This is a genomic window from Aeromonas sp. s3, from assembly GCF_040907805.1.
Taxonomy (GTDB): Bacteria; Pseudomonadota; Gammaproteobacteria; order Enterobacterales; family Aeromonadaceae; genus Aeromonas; species Aeromonas dhakensis.
On sequence record NZ_JBFOCQ010000006.1, the window covers coordinates 109856 to 131569 of the forward strand.

At 64.6% G+C, this 21714-nt stretch carries 16 protein-coding genes and 1 riboswitch; of the genes, 6 read left to right on the plus strand and 10 right to left on the minus strand.

The features are described from left to right. Window positions 1-121: 121 nt before the first annotated feature. From AB5Y98_RS01200 to AB5Y98_RS01215, 4 genes are all read left to right on the plus strand, one after another. A complete protein-coding gene (locus AB5Y98_RS01200) occupies window positions 122-3622 on the plus strand; it encodes a NahK/ErcS family hybrid sensor histidine kinase/response regulator (RefSeq protein WP_368231141.1) in 3501 nt (1166 codons plus the stop codon). A gap of 174 nt (window positions 3623-3796) precedes the next feature. Further along, window positions 3797-3884, plus strand: a riboswitch (cyclic di-GMP riboswitch). 110 nt (window positions 3885-3994) lie between these two features. Further along, complete coding sequence (locus AB5Y98_RS01205; protein ID WP_368231143.1) at window positions 3995-6604, plus strand: glycosyl hydrolase family 18 protein; 2610 nt, start codon at window positions 3995-3997, stop codon at window positions 6602-6604. Window positions 6605-6672: 68 nt separating this feature from the next. Further along, window positions 6673-9051, plus strand: coding sequence for a M66 family metalloprotease (locus AB5Y98_RS01210; RefSeq protein WP_368231145.1), 2379 nt, complete (start codon window positions 6673-6675; stop codon window positions 9049-9051). 75 nt (window positions 9052-9126) lie between these two features. After that, the gene (locus AB5Y98_RS01215; protein WP_368231147.1) at window positions 9127-11049 is read left to right on the plus strand and encodes a glycoside hydrolase family 19 protein; all 1923 of its coding nucleotides are present in this window, start codon (window positions 9127-9129) and stop codon (window positions 11047-11049) included. Window positions 11050-11108: 59 nt separating this feature from the next. On the opposite strand, the gene AB5Y98_RS01220 is transcribed toward AB5Y98_RS01215, so the two are convergent. Beyond that, window positions 11109-11909: a putative RNA methyltransferase gene (locus AB5Y98_RS01220; RefSeq protein WP_005304051.1), complete on the minus strand. Its 801-nt coding sequence runs from the start codon at window positions 11907-11909 to the stop codon at window positions 11109-11111. 126 nt (window positions 11910-12035) lie between these two features. Beyond that, window positions 12036-12674 carry a cAMP-activated global transcriptional regulator CRP gene (gene crp, locus AB5Y98_RS01225; protein WP_005304048.1) on the minus strand — a complete coding sequence of 213 codons (639 nt, stop codon included), beginning with the start codon at window positions 12672-12674 and terminating at the stop codon, window positions 12036-12038. 311 nt (window positions 12675-12985) lie between these two features. Between crp and AB5Y98_RS01230 the strand changes: the two genes are divergently transcribed. Continuing rightward, window positions 12986-13390, plus strand: coding sequence for an OsmC family protein (locus tag AB5Y98_RS01230; RefSeq protein WP_005304045.1), 405 nt, complete (start codon window positions 12986-12988; stop codon window positions 13388-13390). Between the two features lie 49 nt (window positions 13391-13439). Then, complete coding sequence (locus AB5Y98_RS01235; protein WP_005304042.1) at window positions 13440-13736, plus strand: MliC family protein; 297 nt, start codon at window positions 13440-13442, stop codon at window positions 13734-13736. A gap of 62 nt (window positions 13737-13798) precedes the next feature. On the opposite strand, the gene AB5Y98_RS01240 is transcribed toward AB5Y98_RS01235, so the two are convergent. The 8 genes from AB5Y98_RS01240 to arnC all read right to left on the minus strand — a co-directional run bounded on the left by AB5Y98_RS01240 (window position 13799) and on the right by arnC (window position 21710). After that, window positions 13799-14332, minus strand: a complete 534-nt coding sequence (locus AB5Y98_RS01240; protein ID WP_368231149.1) for a DUF4136 domain-containing protein — start codon at window positions 14330-14332, stop codon at window positions 13799-13801. Window positions 14333-14347: 15 nt separating this feature from the next. Continuing rightward, the gene (locus tag AB5Y98_RS01245; RefSeq protein WP_019840217.1) at window positions 14348-15217 is read right to left on the minus strand and encodes a phosphoribulokinase; all 870 of its coding nucleotides are present in this window, start codon (window positions 15215-15217) and stop codon (window positions 14348-14350) included. A gap of 166 nt (window positions 15218-15383) precedes the next feature. After that, window positions 15384-15797, minus strand: coding sequence for a 4-amino-4-deoxy-L-arabinose-phosphoundecaprenol flippase subunit ArnF (gene arnF / locus AB5Y98_RS01250; protein WP_368231152.1), 414 nt, complete (start codon window positions 15795-15797; stop codon window positions 15384-15386). Then, the gene (locus AB5Y98_RS01255; RefSeq protein ID WP_005304030.1) at window positions 15794-16138 is read right to left on the minus strand and encodes an EamA family transporter; all 345 of its coding nucleotides are present in this window, start codon (window positions 16136-16138) and stop codon (window positions 15794-15796) included. The genes arnF and AB5Y98_RS01255 overlap by 4 nt, the downstream gene beginning before the upstream one ends. Then, window positions 16138-17781 carry a lipid IV(A) 4-amino-4-deoxy-L-arabinosyltransferase gene (gene arnT / locus AB5Y98_RS01260; protein WP_368231154.1) on the minus strand — a complete coding sequence of 548 codons (1644 nt, stop codon included), beginning with the start codon at window positions 17779-17781 and terminating at the stop codon, window positions 16138-16140. The genes AB5Y98_RS01255 and arnT overlap by 1 nt, the downstream gene beginning before the upstream one ends. 68 nt (window positions 17782-17849) lie before the next feature. Further along, a complete protein-coding gene (gene arnD, locus AB5Y98_RS01265) occupies window positions 17850-18749 on the minus strand; it encodes a 4-deoxy-4-formamido-L-arabinose-phosphoundecaprenol deformylase (protein ID WP_042049585.1) in 900 nt (299 codons plus the stop codon). Beyond that, complete coding sequence (arnA, locus tag AB5Y98_RS01270) at window positions 18742-20733, minus strand: bifunctional UDP-4-amino-4-deoxy-L-arabinose formyltransferase/UDP-glucuronic acid oxidase ArnA (RefSeq protein WP_368231156.1); 1992 nt, start codon at window positions 20731-20733, stop codon at window positions 18742-18744. Before arnA ends, arnD begins: the two co-directional genes overlap by 8 nt. Continuing rightward, window positions 20730-21710 carry an undecaprenyl-phosphate 4-deoxy-4-formamido-L-arabinose transferase gene (gene arnC / locus AB5Y98_RS01275; RefSeq protein ID WP_005304019.1) on the minus strand — a complete coding sequence of 327 codons (981 nt, stop codon included), beginning with the start codon at window positions 21708-21710 and terminating at the stop codon, window positions 20730-20732. Before arnC ends, arnA begins: the two co-directional genes overlap by 4 nt. Window positions 21711-21714 lie beyond the last annotated feature (4 nt).

Genomic DNA, 21714 nt, shown 5'->3' on the forward strand with positions numbered 1-21714 from the left:
CAACCGTTTTTTATTGAAAAACGATAAATTCTCGTCGCAATAAGGAGATGACATTTTCCGGGCAGCTCTCTAGACTGGCTGCTGCTGCGCTTGAATCTTCAACACGGACAAGAGGTTACAGATGCACCAGGGATGGTTGCTGATCGGATTGTCGCTCTCCTACCTGGGGCTGCTGTTTCTGATCGCCTACGTGGCGGACAAGAACAAACGGCGTCGCCTGCAGGGCCAGCCCCTGCTCTACAGCCTGTCGCTGGCGGTCTACTGCACCTCCTGGACCTTCTTCGGCACCGTGGGCCAGGCCAGCGAGTCGCCCTGGTCGCCGGTGCCCATCTACCTGGGGCCCATGCTGGTGTTCCTGTTCGGCTGGCGACTGCTGGCCCGCCTCATCCTGGTGGCCAAGCGCGAACACATCACCTCCATCGCCGACTTCATCGCCGCCCGTTACGGCAAATCCCAGCGCCTGGCCATGGTGATCGCGCTGATCGCCATCATGGGCATACTGCCGTACCTGGTGTTGCAACTGAAAGCCATCGTCACCGGGCTGGATCTGCTGATGGCCAACCCGGTGCCTGCCGGCCCCACCGGCAATACCGCCGGGCTGGCCCTCGGGGTGGCCCTGCTGCTGGCTCTGTTCAGCATCTTGTTTGGCACCCGCCACCTGGATGCCACCGAGCACCACCGCGGCATGGTGGTGGCCATCGCCTTCGAATCCGTGGTCAAGCTGCTCGCCTTCATGGCGGTGGGGAGCTTCGCGCTCTGGCTCATCCTCAGCAAGCCGAGCCAGGCCCGCACCCTGGTGGCCAGCGATTTTCTCGATGCGGTGGTGGCGGTAACGCCGGGCAGCCTGCTGGAGCTCGCCATCTACACCCTGGTGGCCATGTGCGCCGTCATCTGCCTGCCGCGCCAGTTTCACGTGACCGTGGTGGAGAACAATCAGGGCCAGGATCTGCACTGGGCGCGCTGGTTGTTCCCGCTCTACCTGTTCATGATGGGGCTCTTCATCTGGCCGCTGGCGCTGGCTGGCAAGCAGTGGGTGGGGGCCGGCATGGCCTCGGATACCTATGTGATCAGCCTCCCCATGTCGCTCGGGTTCGACGGCATGGCGCTGCTGGCGTTTCTCGGCGGCACCTCGGCGGCCACCGGCATGGTGATCGTCTGCACCATAGCGCTGGCCATCATGGTCAGCAACGATCTGGTGCTGCCGGTGCTGCTGCGCCGCTTCTGGCAGCAGGGGCGGGACGAGCGGCTGGTCCGCCTGCTGCTGCAGGTGCGCCGCGGCGCCATCCTGCTGATCCTGCTGGCGGCCTGGGGGCTCTACCTCTGGCTTGGGGATCTCACCAGCCTGTCACGCATCGGCTACCTGTCGTTCGGTGCCGTGGCCCAGTTCGCGCCGGCCCTGCTGCTCGGCCTCTACTGGCGGCACGGCAACCGCAAGGGGGTCTATCTCGGCCTCGCCCTCGGGGTGAGCCTCTGGTTCGCCACCCTGCTGGCGGAGAGCGGCCTGCTGGCCGGCTCGCCGCTGGCGACCCTGCTGGCGCCGCCCGACTGGCCCGCGGTGCGCGATCTGAGCCTGGGGGCCTGGTGCATCTTTCTGAGCCTGTTGCTCAACCTGGTCGGCTATGTGGCGGGCTCCCTGCTCTCCCGTCCGGCGGTGAGCGAGCGGCTGCAGGCGGCCAACTTCGTCGGCAAGCCGAGCCGCGACACCACGGCGCTCTATCAGGCGCGGGTTTCGGTCAAGGAGCTGGAGATGCTGGCGGCCCGCTTCGTCGGCTCGAGCCGGGTCAAGCGCGCCTTCGGCCGCTTCGCAGGCGAGCGGGGCGGCACCCTGGCGCCCCAGATGCAGGCCTCCGCCGAGCTCATCGCCCACACCGAGCGGCTGCTGGCCGGGGTGTTCGGCACCTCGTCCGCGCGGCTGGTGCTGGCCTCGGCCCTGCAGGGGCGCAACATGCAATTGGAAGAGATCGCCACCATAGTAGACGAGGCCTCCGACGTGTTTCGCTTCAACCGCGGCCTGCTGCAGGGGGCCATCGAACACATGGGGCAGGGGATCTCGGTGGTGGACAGGGAGCTGAAACTGGTGGCCTGGAACCGGCGTTACATCGAGCAGTTCCACTATCCCCCCGGCCTCATCCAGGTGGGCCGCCCCATCGAGGAGATCATTCGCTACAACGCCCAGCAGGGGCTGTGCGGCCCCGGCGATGTGGAGGCCCAGGTGGCGCGGCGGGTCGCCTTCATGCAGCGCGGCAGCCAGCACATCTCGGCCCGCGAGCGCCCCGATGGCCGGGTGATCGAGATGCAGGGCAACCCCATGCCGGCGGGCGGCTTCGTGATGACCTTCACCGACATAACCCCGTTTCGCGACGCCGAGCGGGTGCTGCGCGAGGCCAACGAACACCTGGAGGCGCGGGTAGCCGAGCGCACCCACGAACTCTCCGAGCTCAACCGCCAATTGCTGCTGGTGAACCAGCAGGTGGAGCGGGCCAACCACTCCAAGAGCCGCTTCCTGGCGGCGGTGAGCCACGATCTGACCCAGCCCCTCAACGCCGCCAAGCTGTTCACCTCCTCCCTGCTGGAGATGCTGCCGCCGGCGGACGAGCCGGCCCGCATCGCCCGCCATATCGACGATGCGTTGGGGGCGACCGAGGATCTCATCACCGATCTGCTCGACATCTCGCGCCTCGAGGCGGGCAAGTTCAAGGCCAAGAAACTGGATTTCGCCCTGCGCGACGTGTTCGACAACCTCAAGGCGGAGTTCGGGGTGCTGGCCCAGGCAGGGGAGATCCAGTTCTCGGTGGTGGAGAGCAGCCTCGCGGTCTACAGCGACGTGCGCCTGTTGCGGCGGGTGCTGCAAAACTTCCTCACCAACGCGTTTCGTTACAACCCGGGCGGCCGGGTGCTGCTCGGCTGTCGCCGGCTCGGCGACAAGGTGCGCATCGAGGTGTGGGACAACGGCCCCGGCATTCCGGCCGACAAGCAGGAGGCGATCTTCGACGAGTTCTCCCGCCTCGATCACTCCCGCACCGCGCGGGAGCAGGGACTGGGGCTCGGCCTTGCCATCGCCCGCGGCATCGCCCTGGTGCTCGGCCACAACCTGACCCTGCGCAGCTGGCCGGGGGCGGGCTCGGTGTTTGCCGTCACCCTCAACCTGGCGACCCGTCCTGTCGCAACGACGCAGGTGGCGGCCCCCGCCCAGCGCGACAGCCAACTGGAGGGGATCCGGGTGCTCTGCATCGACAACGAGAGCGATATCCTGATCGCCATGCAGTCACTGCTGGGGCGCTGGGGCTGCGAGGTGGTGTGCGCCCAGAGCCAGGCCCAGGCGGAGGATCTCATCGCCGGCGGCTTCCTGCCGCAGCTGGTGCTCTCCGATTACCATCTGGACGACGGCAAGACCGGATTGCAGGCGCTGCACATGCTGCGCCTCGCCCACGGCAACCACATCGGCGGCATCATCATCAGCGCGGATCGCAAGAGCGAGCTGCAGGCGCAGATCCGGGAACACGGTTACGGCTACATCAGCAAACCGGTCAAACCGCTCAAGTTGCGGGCGCTGATGAACAGCATCTTGCGGCCGGCCAAACTTGATGGTGATCACGAATCCGGGAATTCGTCCGATTTTTAATCGGCGGCCCTCAAGTGGCAAGATCGGCACTTTCCGACCCGGAAATGTGCCTTTTCTTCTCGTTTGAGGCTCAAAATCGGTAAAAAGTGACTTATTAATAATCAATCAGGGGTTTGCCCTCTCTCCTTTGACTCCCTTATAGTCAGGTCGCGATTATTTTTATCGCAAATCAAGTTGTGCAAAAGGCAAACCGGACGAAAGTCCGGGACGCAAAGCTTCCGGTCTAAGGGTCAGCGGTACCTAAGATAGCGGGGCCACCACAGGTTGTTTCGTCCATGGGCCAAGCCATGGTGCGATGTTGTCTGCGTTACCTGTCAGGTTGCGTTGCCTTTTTCGTTATCTATTCCAAGAACGAAATAAGGATATTCAACTATGTTAAGTCCAAAACCCTCCGTACTGGCACTGATCGTCGGGGGGCTCTGCGCCTCCTCCGCCTTCGCTGCCGCCCCCGGCAAACCCACCATCGGCTGGGGCGAAACCAAGTTCGCCATCGTCGAAGTGGACCAGGCCGCCACCTCCTACAACAAGCTGGTGACGGTTCACAAGGATGGTGCCCCGGTCAGCGTGAGCTGGAACCTCTGGTCCGGTGATGTCGGCCAGACCGCCAAGGTGCTGCTCGACGGCAAGGAGGTATGGTCCGGCGCCGCCTCCGCCTCCGGCACCGCTAACTTCAAGGTCACCCAGGGGGGCCGCTACCAGATGCAGGTGGCCCTGTGCAACGCCGACGGTTGCACCCTCTCCGACAAGAAAGAGATCCTGGTGGCCGACACCGACGGCAGCCACCTGCTGCCGCTCAAGGCGCCGCTCCAGGAGAACAACAAGCCCTACGTCAACAAGACCGGCAAGGTGATGGGGGCCTACTACGTGGAGTGGGGGGTCTATGGTCGCAAGTTCACCGTGGACAAGATCCCGGCCCAGAACCTGACCCACATCCTCTACGGCTTCACCCCGATCTGCGGTGGCAACGGCATCAATGACAGCCTCAAAGAGATCTCCGGCAGCTTCGAGGCGCTGCAGCGCTCCTGTGCCGGGCGCGAGGACTTCAAGGTCTCCATCCACGATCCCTGGGCCGCCATCCAGATGGGGCAGGGCAATCTCACCGCCTATGACGAACCCTACAAGGGCAACTTCGGCAACCTGATGGCGCTCAAGAAGGCCTATCCGGACCTGAAGATCCTCCCCTCCATCGGTGGCTGGACCCTCTCCGATCCCTTCTTCTTCTTCGGTGACAAGGCCAAGCGCGACACCTTCGTCGGGTCGGTGAAGGAGTTCCTGCAGACCTGGAAATTCTTCGACGGGGTGGATATCGACTGGGAATTCCCGGGTGGCCTCGGGGCCAACCCCAACCTCGGCAGCCCCTCCGATGGCGAGACCTACGTGCTGCTGATGAAGGAGCTGCGCGCCATGCTCGACGAGCTGAGCGCAGAGACGGGCCGCACCTATGAGCTCACCTCCGCCATCAGTGCCGGCGGCGACAAGATTGCCAAGGTGGACTATCGCGCCGCCCAGCAATACATGAATCACATCTTCCTGATGAGCTACGACTTCAACGGCGCCTGGACCAACACCGGGTTGGGTCACCAGACCGCGCTCTACGAGTCGAGCTGGGATCCCAACACCAAGTACACCACCGACAAGGGGGTCAAGGCGCTGCTGGGTCAGGGCGTCGAGCCCGGCAAGGTGGTGGTGGGGGCCGCCATGTATGGCCGCGGCTGGACCGGCGTCAGCGGGTATCAGGGCAACAACCCCTTCACCGGCACCGCCACCGGCCCGATTGCGGGCACCGAAGCGGAAGGGATCTGGGAGAAGGGGGTCATCGATTACCGCGGCATCGCCAAGAGCAAGATGGCCGGCGACTGGCAGTACAGCTATGACGAAGTGGCCGAGGCACCGTCCGTGTTCAAGGCTGCCACCGGCGAGCTCATCACCTTCGATGACGAGCGCTCGGTCAAGGCCAAGGGGCAGTACGTGCTGGCCAACCAGCTCGGCGGCATGTTCGCCTGGGAAATCGACGCCGACAACGGCGACATTCTCAACGCCATGCACGAGGGGCTGGGCCACGGCGATAGCACACCGCCGGTCAACAAGCCGCCGGTGGCCAATGCCGGCAGCGATCTCGCGGTGACCGGGCCGGCCGAGCTAGTGCTGGACGGTTCCTCCTCCCGCGATCCGGAAGGGGCGGTACTGAGCTACAGCTGGGCCCAGATCTCCGGTCCCAAGGCGACCCTGAGTGACGCCACCCAGGCCAAGGCCAAGGTAGCCGTCGATGCGGTGAGCCAGGACGTCAATCTGGTGTTCGAGCTGACCGTGACCGATGACCACAACCTCAGCGCCAAGGATCAGGTGGTGGTGACCAACAAGGCGCCGCAACCGAACCTGCCGCCGGTCGTTACCGTGCAGGACAAGGTCTCGGTGCAGGCCGGCAAGCAGGTGAGCATCACCGCCAACGCCAGCGATCCCAACGGCGATACCCTGAGCTATCAGTGGAGCGTGCCGGCCGGGCTCACCGCCAGTGGTCAGAACAGCAAGACCCTGGTAGTGACCGGCCCCAGAGTAACCGTGGAGACCGGTTATGACCTCACTGTCACCGTGACCGACGGCGCACTGGATGCACAGGCCGCTACCCGCCTCACCGTGACCCCGGTCAGCGGTGGTGGCGACTGCAACGCCACCGATCCGGATGCCGCCAACTGGCCGGCCTGGAAGGCTGCAACCACCTACAACGGTGGCGAGAAGGTGAGCCACAACCAGCTGGTATGGCAGGCCAAATACTGGACCCAGGGCAATGAGCCGAGCCGCAGCGCCGATCAGTGGAAGCTGATAAGCCAGGTGCAGCTGGGTTGGGATGCCAATGTCGCCTACAACGCAGGTGACGTGACCAGCCACAACGGTCGCCAGTGGAAGGCCCAGTACTGGACCCGCGGCAACGAGCCAGGCAAGCACGACGTCTGGCAGGACATCGGCGCCGCCAGCTGCAAGTAATTCACCATCCACAGGGGCATGCAGGACATGCCCCTCCTTTTCCCCCATAACAACAAAAGAGCACCACCATGACCACATGCACCACACGTCTTGCCTGCCTGATCGGCGCAGCCCTGGCAAGCGGCCCGCTGCTGGCCGCCGTTCAGCCACCCACACCACTGGTCTTTGACACCACCCACCCGCAGAACGATCTGCAGGGATCGCTGCTGGCCGGGGTCCAGTTTGCCCAGAGCCAGATCCTGCCCGCCCACCCGCGGGAGGGTGACAACCAGCCCCGCCTCACCGCCCTGCGCAAGAGCCTGCTGCTGGTACGCCCGCTGCAGGCCGGCAACGAGGCGCCGCTGGCGCTAGAGGCCCGCGACGGCGCCGGCAAGCTGCTCGGCAGCCTCACGCTGGAGCCGCCCTCCCGCCTGCCCAAGACCGCCTACTACCTGGAAGGAACGCCGGAGGAGGGGGTCGACTTCACCCCGGGTCCCGGCACCAGCACCCTTATCAACAGCAGCAGCGAGCTGGCCAGGCTGAGCGATCCGAGCGGTGCCTTCCTGCTCGGCAAGCTGCAGCCCCATGCCCTGGTCACCATCCAGACCGCCGACGGCCGCTGGGTGCGCGACATCTTCTTGCCCCGCGATGCGAGCCTGGAGGGCAAGATGGTGCGCCTCGCCTCCAATGCCGGTTACAACTCCACCGTCTACTTCAGCGGCCGTCAGGTGACCCTCTCCCGTGGCCAGAGCCAGCAGTTCAAGTTCGTGCGCGGCCAGTGGATCCGCGATGGCGAGCTGGAAAACAACGGCATCACCTATGCCAGCGACGCCTGGAGCGCCGTGCTGCCGGCCGAGTGGATCATGCCCGGCCTCACCCTGCGCCTGAGCCAGGGGGATCTGAGCGGCGAGCTGAGCGACCTCAAGGTGGGGGCGCCGGGGGAGCTGCTCATTCACACCATCGACATCGGCATGCTGACCAGCCCGCGCGACCAGTTCGCCTTTGCCAAAGATAAAGAGGCCCAGCGGGAGTACTTCCAGACCATTCCCGCCAGCCGCCTCGTCGTCAGCCAGTATGCGCCGCTGGCGCTGCCGGAAGTGATGCTGCCCGATGGCACCCTGCTCACCGACTTTGATCCGAGCGAGGGGGGCTGGCACACCGGCACCATGCGCCAACGCATCGGCAAGGAGCTCATCTCCCTTGGCATCGACAACGCCAACTACGGCATCAACAGCACCGCCGGGGAGGGGGAGAGCAGCCATCCCTACGTGGTGGCCCAGCTGGCGGCCCACAACAGCCGTGGCAAGTACGCCAACGGGGTGCAGGTGCACGGCGGCTCCGGCGGGGGCGGCATCGTCACCCTAGACGCCTCCCTTGGCAACGAGTTCAGCCACGAGGTGGGCCACAACTACGGCCTCGGCCACTACGTAGGCGGCTTTGCCGGCTCGGTGCACCGCAGCGCCGACCAGATCAACGCCACCTGGGGCTGGGATGGCGACAAGAACCGCTTCATCCCCAACTTCTTTGCGAGCCGCAGCGGCCAGAGCGCCTGCCTGGACGGTCAGTGCCAGGCCCCGTTTGATGGCCGCAAGTTCGGCTTCGACGCCATGGCCGGCGGCGAGCCGCTCTCCGGCTTCAACCGCTTCACCCTCTACACCCCCAACTCGGCGGCCATCATCCAGCGCTTCCTCGAGAGCAAGGCGGTGTTCGATGCCAGCTCACCTACCGGTTTCAGCAAGTGGAACGAAAGCCAGGCGAAGATGGAGCCCTACCGCCACCGGGTCACTCTCGCCGAGCAGATCACCGCGCCGGTGAGCGACCTGGGTGAGGTCAGGCTGGCCGCCCTGCTGGCCGAGTACGATCTGGTCAAGGTGGCCATGTGGGATGGCAACTGGACCCGCAACATCCAGCTGCCAGCAGCCTCGGCGGTCAATCGCGGCCGCATCGTCAGCATCGACCACAACGCCGGCTACAACAGCACCCTCTTCATCAACGGCCAGCAGATCACCGTCTCGCGCGGCTTCAAGAAGAGCTACACCTCAGACGGCAGCCGCTGGAACGAGGGGGCGCCGGCGGATCTGGCGGTAGATCGCAAGCCCGCTGCCTTCGGCGTGCCGGTGACCACCCTGGTCGGCTACTACGACCCGCAGGGTCAGCTGCCGAGCTACCTCTACCCGGCGCTGCACGGCGCCTACGGCTTTGCCTATGGCGATGACGGCGAGCGGCTCGGCAACAGCGACTGCCAGCTGCAGGTGGAGACCCGCGACGGCCTGCTGCGCTTCAAGCTGGCCAACCACAGGCTGAACGCCAGCGTGATGAACAAGTTCCACGTCAATGTGCCGACCGCGAGCGAGCCGCGCAGCGCCAGCGTGTTGTGCCGCAACCAGTCACAGGCTGAAGCCCAGCTTGCGGCTGCGCCGGCCGGGCTCGGCTACACGGTCAACGGCATGCCGCTGGCGACGCGTTGATCCCTTTTCGCCTCGCGCAACGCGAGGTGCCATGGGCGGGGGCCAAGCCCCGCCCTTCTCTAGCAAGAGGTAAATATGATGACAAGAAAGTCCTCTGTGGCCACCCTGCTGGCCGCGCTCTGTCTGAGTGGCCAGTTGTGGGCCGCCACCCCTTATGACATCAATCAGGGCTATGCCGGCGGCAGCCAGGTCAGCTTCAACGGCCAGATCTACGAGGCCAAGTGGTATGCCAATCCGGGCCAGAGCCCGGGGCTGCAGGTGGCCAACGAGTGGGACTCGCCGTGGGCGCTGATGGGGGAGGGTGAAGCGACGCCACCGGGTGACGGGGAGGGCATAGCCCCGCCCGCGCAGGGCGGCAGCGGTACCGCCGACGGCAGCCCCGTCTACCTGAGTCAGAGCGAGCTGGATGCCAGGGAGCAGGCGCTCACCGACTTCCCGGCCATGACGGCGGTCAAGGCCTCCATCGCCACCCGCGACAACGCCGTGGTCGAGGCGGTGGCCCCTGGCCTGCCGCTCAACCCCGCCAACGTCAAACGGGTGGAGGGGTTGCTCAGCGAGTCGCAGTTCAACTTCCTGTTCCCGCTGCGGGCGCCGGAGTACACCTATCGCGGCTTCCTGCAGGCGGTGGCCAAGTTCCCGGCCTTCTGTGGCGACTACAGCGACGGGCGCAACGCTGAGGCCATCTGCCGCAAGTCGCTGGCCACCATGTTCGCCCACTTCGCCCAGGAGACCGGCGGCCACGAGAACTGGCGACCCGAGCCCGAGTGGCGCCAGGGCCTGGTGTGGGTGCGCGAGATGGGCTGGACCGAGCAGATGCGCGGCGGCTACAACGCCGAGTGCAACCCCGAGGTGTGGCAGGGTCAGCAGTGGCCGTGTGGCAAGTTCGACAACGGCGAGTTCAAGAGCTACTTCGGTCGCGGTGCCAAGCAGCTGTCGTACAACTACAACTACGGCCCCTTCTCCGAGGCCATGTTCGGCACAGTGCGCACCCTGCTGGACAACCCGGAGAAAGTGGCGGACACCTGGCTCAACCTGGCCAGCGCCGTCTTCTTCTTCGTCTATCCGCAGCCGCCCAAGCCCTCCATGCTGCACGTGGTCGATGGCACCTGGCAGCCCAACGCCCACGACCGGCAGAACGGCCTGGTGCCGGGCTTCGGGGTGACCACCCAGATCATCAACGGCGGGGTAGAGTGCGGCGGTGCGGCCGAACATGCCCAGTCCCAGAACCGCATCACCTACTACCAGGCCCAGGCCCAGTATCTGGGGGTGCCTGTGCCCGCCGACGAGGTGCTCGGCTGCAAGAACATGAAGGTGTTCGACGAGGCTGGATCCGGCGCCCTGCCCATCTACTGGGAGAACGACTGGAGCTATGTACCGGGCAACCCCAATGGCGGCAAGAGCTATGCCTGCAAGCTGGTGGGCTACCAGACCCGTTTCAGCGCCTTCAAGGAGCGTGACTACAGCCGCTGCGTACAGCACTTCTTCCCCGAGGTGGTGATCGAGGACAACGGTGGTGGCACCAACCTGCCGCCGGTGGCCAGCATCAGTGGCCCGAGCGAGGCGCTGGGCGGCGCCACCGTGCTGCTCTCCGGCCAGGGCTCGAGCGATCCGGAAGGCAAGCCCCTCAGCTACGCCTGGACCCTGCCGGCCGGGGCCAGCGCCTCGGATCTGACCCAGTCCACCCTGAGTGCCACCCTGCCGCCGACCCCGGCCAGCGACACCCGCTACGGCTTCGTGCTCAAGGTGACCGACGACAAGGGGCTGAGCCGCAGCGCCACCCACGAGATCCTGATCAAGGGCAGCGGCGGTACCACGCCGCCGGATGGTAACCCGCCCTATAAGGAGGGCACTGCCTACAAAGCCGGTGACAAGGTGAGCAACCTGGGGGGCAACTACCAGTGCAAGCCCCATCCCTACACCGGCTGGTGTGCCGGTGCGGCCTGGGCCTATGAGCCCGGCAAGGGCACGGCCTGGAGCGATGCCTGGATCAAGCTGTAACGGCGATTCTGCGCAATAAAAAAGGCCCGTCAGGGCCTTTTTTCATGGGATGAATGCGCTCACAGCGGCTTTTGCCACAGGCTCAGCAGCAGATCCTGCTCCAGCGCGTCCGGCCCCTGGTGGGTGAAGGCGTGACGCTGCTCGCCGCTGGCACGCCAGCCGAGGCGGCTGGTCTCCAGAATGTGCTCGCGCAGGCCCTGATCCATCTGCATGCTGAACTGGCAGCGCAGCTGACCCATGGGGTCGAGGCCGGCCAGGCTCGGCCAGCTCAGCGGGTGCTCCATGCTGACCGGGTTGAGGCTGACCCTCAGCTGCCACTGATGGCGCGGCCCCGGCTGCAGGTAGAGGAGGTAGCCGCCTGGTGCCAGCCAGTTGACCAGCAGCTCGGTCTTGACCTTGAGATCGTTGACCAGCAGCAGCTGGGCCGTGCCCGGCATGATGGGGGCACGGGCCGGATCGGCGATGACGAACTGACCCTCCGGCTGCGCCTTGTTGGCGGCGAAGATGGTGTTCTTGGCGATGTCGACGCCGGCAAACTGCCAGCCCGGCAGCCGTTCGGCCAGGGCGCGGCAGTAGTAGCCCTCGCCACAGCCCAGGTGGATCAGCTCGCGCGGTTCGAGGGGGGCGAGCAGGCTGGCCATCGCCTCGACCAGCGGCAGCTGGTGGCCCTGCTCCAGGAAGTGGCGCTTGGCGCGCATCAGGGCGCGGCTGTCACTGTCCTTGGGGTTCTTCTTGCCGGGGATGAGATCAAGATAGCCTTCCGGGGCGGGATCGAAGTGGTGCTTGTTGGCGCAGTAGCGCCCCTTGGAGGCGTCATGCAGCTGAAGGGGGCTGCGGCAAATGGGGCATTGAAGGTGCATAGGATCTCTCTTGGCGAAAGCCGTGCTGGCAGGGGCGTTCGGGATTATAGGGGAGGCGATCAGAAAAGGCTGCCGTGGCAGCCTTCTTTATCCGGCGACCCAGTGCGGGGCCGCCAGTAGCGGGGATCAGCGGGTGCCGAACACCACTATGGTCTTGCCGTGGGCGGAGATCAGCTCCTGCTCTTCGAGCATCTTGAGGATCCGGCCGACGGTCTCGCGGGAGCAGCCGACGATCTGGCCTATCTCCTGACGGGTGATCTTGATCTGCATGCCGTCCGGGTGGGTCATGGCATCCGGCTGTTTGGCCAGGTTCAGCAGGGTCTGGGCGATCCGGCCGGTCACGTCCAGGAAGGCGAGGTTGCCGACCTTCTGGCTGGTGTGCTGCAGCCGCTTGGCCATCTGGCCTGAGAGGCGCATCAGGATTTCCGGGTTGACCTGGATCAGCTGGCGGAACTTCTTGTAGGAGATCTCGGCCACTTCGCAGGAGCCTTTGGCACGCACCCAGGCGGAACGCTCGGGATTCTCGTTCTCCTCGAACATACCCATCTCGCCCAGGAAGTCGCCCTGGTTCAGATAGGAGAGGATCATCTCCTTGCCTTCATCGTCCTTGATCAAGACGGCCACAGTGCCCTTGACGATGTAGTAGAGGGTTTCCGCCTTCTCACCCGCGTGGATCAGGGTGCTCTTGGCGGGATACTTATGAATGTGGCAGTGCGACAAGAACCATTCCAGGGTGGGATCGCTTTGCGGTTTGCCAATGACCATGAGAATTCCTCTGTAGTGTCTTTTTATGGACTCGTGCGTCCGGGCAAGCTGCCAACCTTGCCATTCCTTGTATTAGTCGCAGTAGGATAAGAGCCTTTGTCTGTGCTGACAAGGCTTTGAGGGCTTTTGCCAGCTCCCCTTGCAACCCCTGCTGCGCTCCGTTCGCCATTGTAAGGAAGCTGGGGGCATCAGATGTTGATTTTGATCTAGTTAGCCCGGAAGTTCGTGAAAATGGCGGATATGTGCCGCTGTCGCGCCGTCTGGGGTATGCTATGTCGGTCAGATCTGTCGTCATCAAGAGGAAAAGTGAAATGAAAGCCAAGGTCAGCTGGGTGGAAGGCATGAAGTTTGTGGGCGAGAGTGAGTCCGGTCACCAGGTGATCCTGGACGGCGCCAACCCCGGCGAGGGTGCCAGCCCGATGGAGATGATCCTGCTGGCGGTGGGTGGTTGCAGCTCAATTGATGTGGTCTCCATTCTGGAGAAGGCGCGTCAATCCGTGACCGCCTGTCATGTGGAGCTGGCCGGAGAGCGGGCGGACTCGGTACCGCGGGTGTTCGAGAAGATCCACCTCAACTTCGTGGTGACCGGCAAGGGGCTGGCCGAGAAACAGGTGGCCCGCGCGGTGGATCTGTCGATGGAAAAATATTGTTCAGTTTCCCTGATGTTGGAAAAAGCGGTAGAAATTACCCATAGTTATCAAATTGTTGAAGCCTGATAGCTGTGATTATTCCGATCGAATAACGCCATGACATAAGGAAAGTGCAATGAAAAAAATGATAGTGTTGCTCCCCCTGCTGGGACTGGCGGCCTGCAGCATGCCGCAGCCGACCCAATACCAGTTCAACCAGTACCAGTGTGGTGAAGAGATGCTGGCCGTGACCTATGACGCCCAGGCCGACATGGTGCAGTTCCCCTATGCCGGCGTCTACCACAAGCTGGGCCGGGTCGAGGCGGAGTCCGGTGCCAAGTATTCCGACGGTGTCACCACCTTCTGGAACCAGGAGAAGCAGGCCATCCTCAGCCAGAAAGGGGTAACCCTGCTGACTTGCCAGCGCAAGTGACTGTCATGGTGTGATCGCAACGGCCTGCTTGATGCAGGCCGTTTTGCATTTAAAGGAAGGGATCAGCGGGTGGGCAGGGAGTCGAGCATCTTGGCGGCCAGCTGCCGGCTCAGCTGCTGGCGATCCCCTTCGGCGATGGCCACGTCGCTGGCCAGGGAGATGGCGCTGCTCCACACCGCCTGCTGGGTACGCCGGTCGAGCAGCACTATGGCCAGGGTCCCCTTGCGGGCATCGGCCTTGGCCTGCAGCCCAGGCGTCATGCCGAGGCGGGCGAAGATCTCGCCGTCGCTCAGATCCTTGCTGCCGGCCACCCCGATGGCGACCCAGAGGTCGGCCTCGTCGAGGGGCACGCTCTGCCACCCTTTGCTGCCCAGCGCCTGGTTGACCGCCTGCTGGACCGGCTCCAGCCAGCCCTCGGCGCTGTCGCCGGCATACTGGAACTGCTCGGCCAGCGCATAGCGCGGTGTCGCCCCGAACGGCCAGCTGGCCGCCGGGCGCACCACCATGGTGCCCGCCTCCAGGATCGGTGCAGCGGGGCCGCTGCTGCAGCCGCCCAGCAGGGCGGCCAATCCCACAGAGATAAATGCTAACCGCATCGTCAGCTCCTTGGCTCAGGTGATCTTGCCGGTTTCGAGCAGCTGCTGGATCAGCGGGCGCAGGATCAGCTCCATTGCGAAGCCCATCTTGCCTCCCGGCACCACTATGGTGTTCATCCGCGACATGAAGGACCCGTCGATCATCGACAACAGGTAGGGGAAATCCACCTGCTTGATGCCGCGAAACCGTATCACCAGCATACTCTCGTCCAGGCTCGGGATCACCTTGGCGCTGAAGGGGTTGGAGGTGTCCACCGTCGGCACCCGCTGGAAGTTGATGTGGGTGCGGGAGAACTGGGGGGTGATGAAGTTGATGTAGTCGTCCATGGAGCGGACGATGGAGTCGGTGACCGCTTCGCGGGAATGGCCGCGCTCCGAGGTGTCGCGAATGAGTTTCTGGATCCACTCCAGGTTGACGATGGGCACCACCCCGATGAGAAAGTCCACGTGGCGGGCCACGTTGTGTTCCTCGGTGACCACGCCGCCGTGCAGCCCCTCGTAGAACAGCAGGTCGGTGTCGTTCGGCAGGTTCTGCCAGGGGGTGAAGGTGCCCGGCATCTGGTTGAAGGGCACCGCCTCGTCGAAGCTGTGCAGGTAGCGCCGATACTGGCCGCTGCCGTTCTGGCCGTACTCCTGGAAGAAGCTCTCCAGCAGGCCGAAGTCATTCGCCTCGGGACCGAAATAGCTGATGTGGCGCCCCTGTTCGCGCGCCTTGCGGATCGCCACGTCCATTTCCGGGCGGGTGTAGCGGTGAAAACTGTCCCCTTCCACCACGGCCGCCTGATAACCGAGCTGATGAAACATGGAGCGAAAGGCGATGGTGGAGGTGGAGGTGCCGGCACCGGACGAACCGGTAACCGCAATGATGGGATGCTTGGCCGACATAGAATTCTCTCTTCCTTGGGAGTTTCCGTTATAAGGGCATGTTCCGAGTACGGTCAAGTGTGCGGTCTGACAGTACCGCCGCGCAACTGCTTCGCTGGCGTGCCAGCATCGGCGGCAGACAAAAAAAGGGCTGCCGTGGCAGCCCTTGCGACAAACAAGAGAAAAACTAGTCTGCCTGCTTGTTGCTGGCAGCAGGCTTGATCCCCACCAGCACGGCCCCCAGCAGGATAAATAGCACCCCGAGCGCCTTGCCCGGCTCCAGCGGCTCGGCGAAGAGCGGGATGTTGACCGCCAGCAGGTAGACCAGCGCATAGCTGGTACTGAGCAGGGGGTAGGCGATGTTGAGCGGGGTGGAGTGCAGCGCCGCCAGCCAGCAGAGCAGCGACAGCACATAGCAGCCGATGCCGGCCAGGATCACCAGCAGCGGCAGCGGATGGGCCAGCATCAGGGCGAGATCCGGCTGCCAGGCCGGCAACTGGATCGCCCCCCACTTCATGCCGAGCTGGGCCACCGTCACCAGCACTATGCTGCCGAGCACGTAGAGATACCCCTTCAGCGCCTGCTGATGACCGTCGCTCATAGCAAACCTCCCAGCAGCAGGGCGCCCACTATGATGGCGCCCACCCCCAGCCAGTTGTGATAGCTGATCTGCTCGTGAAAGAACAGTCTGGAGCCCACCAGCACCAGCACCAGATTGATGCTGAGCATGGGGTAGGCCATGCCGAGCGGCAGCCGCTGCAGCAGGTAGATCCAGAGCAGCATGCCGCAGCCGAGGGCCGCCACGCTGGCGATGAGCCAGGGTGAGCGCAGCTTCTGCCAGTGGTTGCAGGGGCGGCGCTGCCAGCTGATGACCGCCTGCTTTTGCAGCATCTGGCCGCTGCAGGTCAGCAGGCACACCAGCAACAGCAGCAGTATGTCCATCACTGGTCCCCGTGGTAGATGAGCAGGGTCAGCCGGTGGCTGACGATGGTCTCGTCGGCGGGGGGCACGGGCCCGGTGTTGCCGTCGCGATCCGTCTTCATCAGCAGGGCTACCTGGCCATTTTTACGCGCCTCTGCCAGCCAGGCCGGGAAGTCGGCGCGGGCCACGTAGCGCCCCGCTGCATCCGGGTAGCTGAGGCCGTAATGGACCTCCCCCTTGCTGTCGAACAGGTTGATCTCGCTGCGCCGGGTGCCCCAGGCGAGGGAGGAGGCCAGCCCGACGTCGTTGGCCAGCAGGGTGCCTGACTTCATCAGCACGGCCTGGTTGGCCTCGATGAAGCGCTCCGGCAGCTTGGAGTCGATCAGCGATTGCGGCAGTGCCCAGGGCAGGCCGATGGCCAGCACCATGGGGCAGAGCGCGCTCAGGGTCCAGCGCTGGCTGATGGCCTTGAGCTGAACGAAGCCGAGCAGACTCCAGCCGGCGAAGATGACCATGGCCACCGCCAGCGCACCGTGATCCTCCTCGCCATAGACGGCGTGACGGGGGGAGAAGGCCAGCACCGCCATCACGATCAGGCCGATGAGGCCGAACAGGCCGTTCAGCCAGGCGTTGACCTTGAAGGCCCGCTCTTTCCCCTCCTTGAGCAGGTCGACGGCGCTGGCGGCCATCAGCATGGCCAGCGGGGCGAAGCAGGGCAGTATGTAGGTGATCAGCTTGCCCTTGGCCACGCTGAAGAAGAGGAAGGGCAACACCACCCAGGCCAGCAGGTAGAGGGTCTCCGGGTTTATCTTGCGCTCCTGCCAGCCTTTGCGCAGGGCGCCGGGCAGCAGGCCGAGCCAGGGCAGGGTGCCGAGCAGTCCCATGGGCAGGTAGTACCAGAACGGCGCCTTGTGCTGGGCGTTGTCGGCGGCGAAGCGCTGGATGTGCTCAATCCAGAAGAAGTAGTGCCAGTAGTCCGGCTCGCGCAGGTGCACGGCGATGGCCCAGGGGGCTGCCAGCAGGGCTGCACTCAGGATGGCCAGCGGCCCGAAGCGCACCAGCTCGAGCAGACGGCGTTGATAGATGACGTAGGGCACTATGACCACCACCGGCACCGCCAGGGCGATGAAGCCCTTGGTGAGAAAGCCCATGCCGCAGGCGAGGCCGAACAGCAGATAGCCACCGACCCGGCTGGCAAGGGAACCCTCCTTGCGGATGATGTAGAAGCTCACCATGGCGGCGTTGAGCCAGAGGGTCACCATGGCGTCCAGTACGCTGTAGGTGCCGATGCCGTAGACGAGCAGCAGCGACAGATAGATGAGCCCGGCGAGGAAGGCCTTGCGCCGGCACTGCCACAGTTGCAGGGCGAACCAGAAGATGAGTACGGCACTGAGGCCGGTGGCGGCGGCCGAGGCGAAGCGCACGGCGAAGTTGGTGTCACCGAACAGCTGCTGGCTGATGCTGTTGAACCAGTAGCCGGCGATGGGCTTCTCGAAGTAGCGCAAGCCCAGGAAGTGGGGGACCACCCAGTCTCCGGTGCTCACCATCTCCCGGCTTATTTCGGCGTAGCGGTTTTCGTCCGGGCTCCAGAGCGGCCGCTGGTCGAGCGGCAGCAGGTAAAAGAAGAGAAAGAACAGGGGCAGGGCCCACTTGGTCAACGTCATGACATCCTCTGTTGCATGGTGTGATTAGCGCGATGTTAGTCCTGCCACCCGAGGTGGCGTCATTCATCTCAGGCCTCGGCCTTGCAGCCGAGCCAGCCCTCCCGTCCGGGCAGGGTGCCGCGTACCAACCGGCCGGTAGGTAAGCCGGTCGGGTCCGATGGTAACAGATCCCCGAGCGGCACGAAGCGGATGCCGCGCGCCCTGGCTTCGCCGAGCAGGGCATCGAACTGATCCGCCATCACGATCCCTTCCACTTCGGCATGGATGGTGTAGACGTGGGGGCCCTGTACCGGTGGGGTCGCCAGCTGATCCAGCAGGAAACGGTTGAAGCCGTCGACCGTCACCTGATGACCCACCACCTCGTCGAAGGTGGGCAGGTTGACCGGGATCTGCGGGGTGCCGGGGCGACCGTCCTGCAGCAGGGGCCGGAACAGGCCGCTGCCGCGACAGTCGCTGTTGTAGCGAAAGCCGAACTGCTCCTTGGCCTGGGTGGTGAGCGGGTCGGCCCGCCAGCCGGCGGCGGCGGAGCAATCCACTTCGCGCCCCAGGATCTGGTTGAGCGCATCCACCCCGAGCCGGGTCTGACGAATCAGCTCGGCTTCGTCCCAGTGGCCGGTGTTGGCCTGCCAGCCGTGGTGATCCCAGGCGTGCAGCCCCACCTCGTGGCGGGCGCTGTCGGTGTCGCGCATCAGGGAGCCGAGCTGCTTGCCGATGGACTTGCCGGGCCAGGCGGTGCCGGCCAGCAGTATGTCCAGCCCATAGAGGGATGCTGCGTTGGAGCGCAGCATCTTCAGCAGAAAGCGGGGTTTTAGCAGGCGCCACAAGTGGCGCCCCATGTTGTCCGGTCCGACCGAGAAGAAGAAGCTCCCCTTGACCTGATGCTTGTCGAGCAGTTGCAGCAGGCGGGGCACCCCGTCACGGGTCCCCCTGAAGGTATCGACGTCGATCCGCAGACCTACCTCAGTCATGCTCGACTCCCGAGGTGACCGCTCCTTGCAGGAAGAAGTCCAGGGTGTTGCCTATGGTCTCTTCCATCTCGATGGTCGGTTCCCAGTCCAGCAGGCGGCGGGCATTGGCGATGCTCGGCCGGCGGTGGGAGACGTCCTGATAGCCGTCGCCGTAGAAGGACTTGCTCTCCACCAGCTTGAAGCCGGCAAACGGCGGGAACTGGTCGCGCAGCGGGTGAGCCTCGAACTTGGCGAGCAGGATCTCGGCCATCTGCTGGATGCTGGCCTCGTTGTCCGGGTTGCCGATGTTGATGATCTGGCCGTCGCAGCGGTTCTCCTTGTTCTCGATGATGCGGAACAGGGCCTCGATGCCGTCCTCGATGTCGGTGAAGCAGCGCTTCTGGGTGCCGCCGTCCACCAGCTGGATCGGGGTGCCGTCCACCAGGTTGAGGATCAGCTGGGTGATGGCGCGGGAGCTGCCGATGCGGGCGGAGTCCAGGCTGTCCAGACGCGGCCCCATCCAGTTGAAGGGACGGAACAGTGTGAAGTTGAGCCCCTCTTTCTTGCCGTAGGCCCAGATGACGCGGTCCAGCAGCTGCTTGGAGACCGAGTAGATCCAGCGCTGCTTGTTGATGGGGCCGACGATGAGGCGGGAGCTGTCTTCATCGAAGCTGTGATCGTCGCACATCCCGTACACCTCGGAGGTGGAGGGGAAGATGATGCGCTTGTTGTACTTCACGCAGTAGCGGACGATCTTGAGGTTCTCTTCGAAGTCGAGCTCGAACACGCGCAGCGGGTTGCGGGTGTACTCGATGGGGGTGGCGATGGCCACCAGCGGCAGGATCACGTCGCACTTCTTGATGTGATACTCGATCCACTCGGTGTGGATGCTGATGTCCCCTTCCACGAAGTGGAAGTTGGGGTGGCCGATGAAACGATCCACCGCACTGGAGCCGATGTCGAGGCCATACACCTCGTAGCCGCCATCCTGGAGCAGGCGCTCGGTCAGGTGGTTGCCGATGAAGCCGTTGACGCCGAGGATCAGCACCCGGGTCAGCCGCGCCTTGCGCAGGGCATTGCTCGCCTTAGCGCCGATCTTCATCCCTTCCACCAGCCCCAGTTCGCGGGCCAGCTGGGCGCCGCGCACATAGAGCCCCCCTTCGGCCTGACCGGCCACGATCTCCAGCACCCCTTCACCGCAGGCGATGCGCAGCGGCTCCTGGCTCAGGATGGTGCCCGGCTGCTTGTCGCTCTGCTGGGCCAGCCAGTGGCTCTTCCACACCGTCAGCTTGCGATCACCGGCGAAGCTGAAGGCGCCCGGGTAGGGCTGGGTGACGGCGCGCACCAGGTTGTGCAGTTCGCGGGCCGGGCGGTGCCAGTGCAGTTCGCCATCGGCCGGGGTGCGGCGGCCATAGTAGCTGGCCTTGCTCTCATCCTGCGGGGTGAGGCGGATGTCGCCGGCGCGCAGCTTGGGCAGCTCCTGCTCCAGCAGCGCCCGGGCGGCGAGACGCACCTTGCCGTGCAGGGTCAGTGCGGTGTCGTCGTCGGCAATGGTCACCGCCTGCTGGGCGACGATGGCACCGGCATCGGGTTTGGCGGTCATCTGGTGCAGGGTGATGCCGGTCTCGGTCTCGCCGTTGACCAGGCACCAGTTGATGGGGGCGCGGCCGCGGTAGGCGGGCAGCAGGGAGCCGTGCAGGTTGAAGGCGCCGACGGTCGGGATGTCGAGGATCGCCTGCTTGAGCATGTTACGGTAGTAGAAGGAGAAGAGGGCCTGGGGCGCCAGCTCCTGGATGCGCTCGATCCAGAGCGGGTGGTTCACGTCCTCGGGGGAGTAGACCGGCAGGTTGTGCTCGGCGCAGAGCTGGGCGACCGAGCCGAAGAAGCGGTTCTCGCCCGGATCGTCGGCGTGGGTGAAGACGGCCTGGATCTCGTAGCCTGCCTCGAGCAGGGCCTCGATGCCGGTGCAACCGATATCGTGATAAGCAAAGACGACGACTTTCATTGTTCAGCTTCCTGTTGCGAAGGGGTGGTGGCGGTGCGCACGATCCGGTGGATGAAGTAGCGGGGACGGGCGCGCACGTCTGTGTACATGCGGCCTATGTACTCTCCCAGCAGCCCCATGCCCAGCAGCTGCACGCCGACAAAGGTGAAGAGAATGGCAAAGAGGGTGAAGACGCCATCGGCGGCCCAGTCGGCGCCCATTACCAGGCGCATCAGGATCAGCAGGATGGAGAAGACGAAACCAATACCCGCCACCACGCTGCCGACGATGCTGAGCAGACGCAGCGGGGTGGTGGTCATGCAGGTGACCAGGTCATACATCAGGTTGATGAGGTGCATCAGCCCGTACTTGGACTCGCCATGGGCCCGCTCGGCATGGCCCACTTCCAGCTCTATGGTGCGGCGGGCGAAGCTGTTGGCCAGGATGGGGATGAAGGTGCTGCGCTCCTGGCAGCAGAGCATGGCGTCGATGATGTGGCGGCGATAGGCGCGCAGCATGCAGCCGTAGTCGCTCATGTGCACGCCGGTGGCCTTTTGCACCGACTTGTTGATGAGCTTGGAGGCGGTCTTGCGAAACCAGGAGTCCTGGCGGTTGCGGCGCATGGTGCCCACCACGTCGTAGCCCTGCATGGCGGCCTCCACCAGGCGGGGGATCTCCTCCGGCGGGTTCTGCAGATCCGCATCCAGGGTGATCACCAGATCCCCCTTGGCGGTCTCGAAGCCGGCCATGATGGCGGCATGCTGACCATAGTTGCGGTTGAGCAGCACCCCGACCAGCTTGCTGCCCTCGCGGGCGGCGGCTTCGCTGATGAGCTCGGTGGAGCCGTCGTGGCTGCCGTCGTCGATCAGGATCACTTCGTAATCCTGCGACAGCTGATCGCAGGCGGCGGTGACCCGGCTCAGCAGCACGGGCAGGCTGGCCTCCTCGTTGTAGACGGGGATGACCACCGAAACCAGCTTGATGTCAGTGTTGTTCACGTTT

Bases quoted from the DNA above. Each gene is read 5' to 3' on its own strand.
- AB5Y98_RS01200 (WP_368231141.1), top strand. From the start codon at position 122: ATGCACCAGGGATGGTTGCTGATCGGATTGTCGCTCTCCTACCTGGGG.
- AB5Y98_RS01205 (WP_368231143.1), top strand. From the start codon at position 3,995: ATGTTAAGTCCAAAACCCTCCGTACTGGCACTGATCGTCGGGGGGCTC.
- AB5Y98_RS01210 (WP_368231145.1), top strand. From the start codon at position 6,673: ATGACCACATGCACCACACGTCTTGCCTGCCTGATCGGCGCAGCCCTG.
- AB5Y98_RS01215 (WP_368231147.1), top strand. From the start codon at position 9,127: ATGATGACAAGAAAGTCCTCTGTGGCCACCCTGCTGGCCGCGCTCTGT.
- AB5Y98_RS01220 (WP_005304051.1), bottom strand. From the start codon at position 11,909: ATGCACCTTCAATGCCCCATTTGCCGCAGCCCCCTTCAGCTGCATGAC.
- crp (WP_005304048.1), bottom strand. From the start codon at position 12,674: ATGGTCATTGGCAAACCGCAAAGCGATCCCACCCTGGAATGGTTCTTG.
- AB5Y98_RS01230 (WP_005304045.1), top strand. From the start codon at position 12,986: ATGAAAGCCAAGGTCAGCTGGGTGGAAGGCATGAAGTTTGTGGGCGAG.
- AB5Y98_RS01235 (WP_005304042.1), top strand. From the start codon at position 13,440: ATGAAAAAAATGATAGTGTTGCTCCCCCTGCTGGGACTGGCGGCCTGC.
- AB5Y98_RS01240 (WP_368231149.1), bottom strand. From the start codon at position 14,332: ATGCGGTTAGCATTTATCTCTGTGGGATTGGCCGCCCTGCTGGGCGGC.
- AB5Y98_RS01245 (WP_019840217.1), bottom strand. From the start codon at position 15,217: ATGTCGGCCAAGCATCCCATCATTGCGGTTACCGGTTCGTCCGGTGCC.
- arnF (WP_368231152.1), bottom strand. From the start codon at position 15,797: ATGAGCGACGGTCATCAGCAGGCGCTGAAGGGGTATCTCTACGTGCTC.
- AB5Y98_RS01255 (WP_005304030.1), bottom strand. From the start codon at position 16,138: ATGGACATACTGCTGCTGTTGCTGGTGTGCCTGCTGACCTGCAGCGGC.
- arnT (WP_368231154.1), bottom strand. From the start codon at position 17,781: ATGACGTTGACCAAGTGGGCCCTGCCCCTGTTCTTTCTCTTCTTTTAC.
- arnD (WP_042049585.1), bottom strand. From the start codon at position 18,749: ATGACTGAGGTAGGTCTGCGGATCGACGTCGATACCTTCAGGGGGACC.
- arnA (WP_368231156.1), bottom strand. From the start codon at position 20,733: ATGAAAGTCGTCGTCTTTGCTTATCACGATATCGGTTGCACCGGCATC.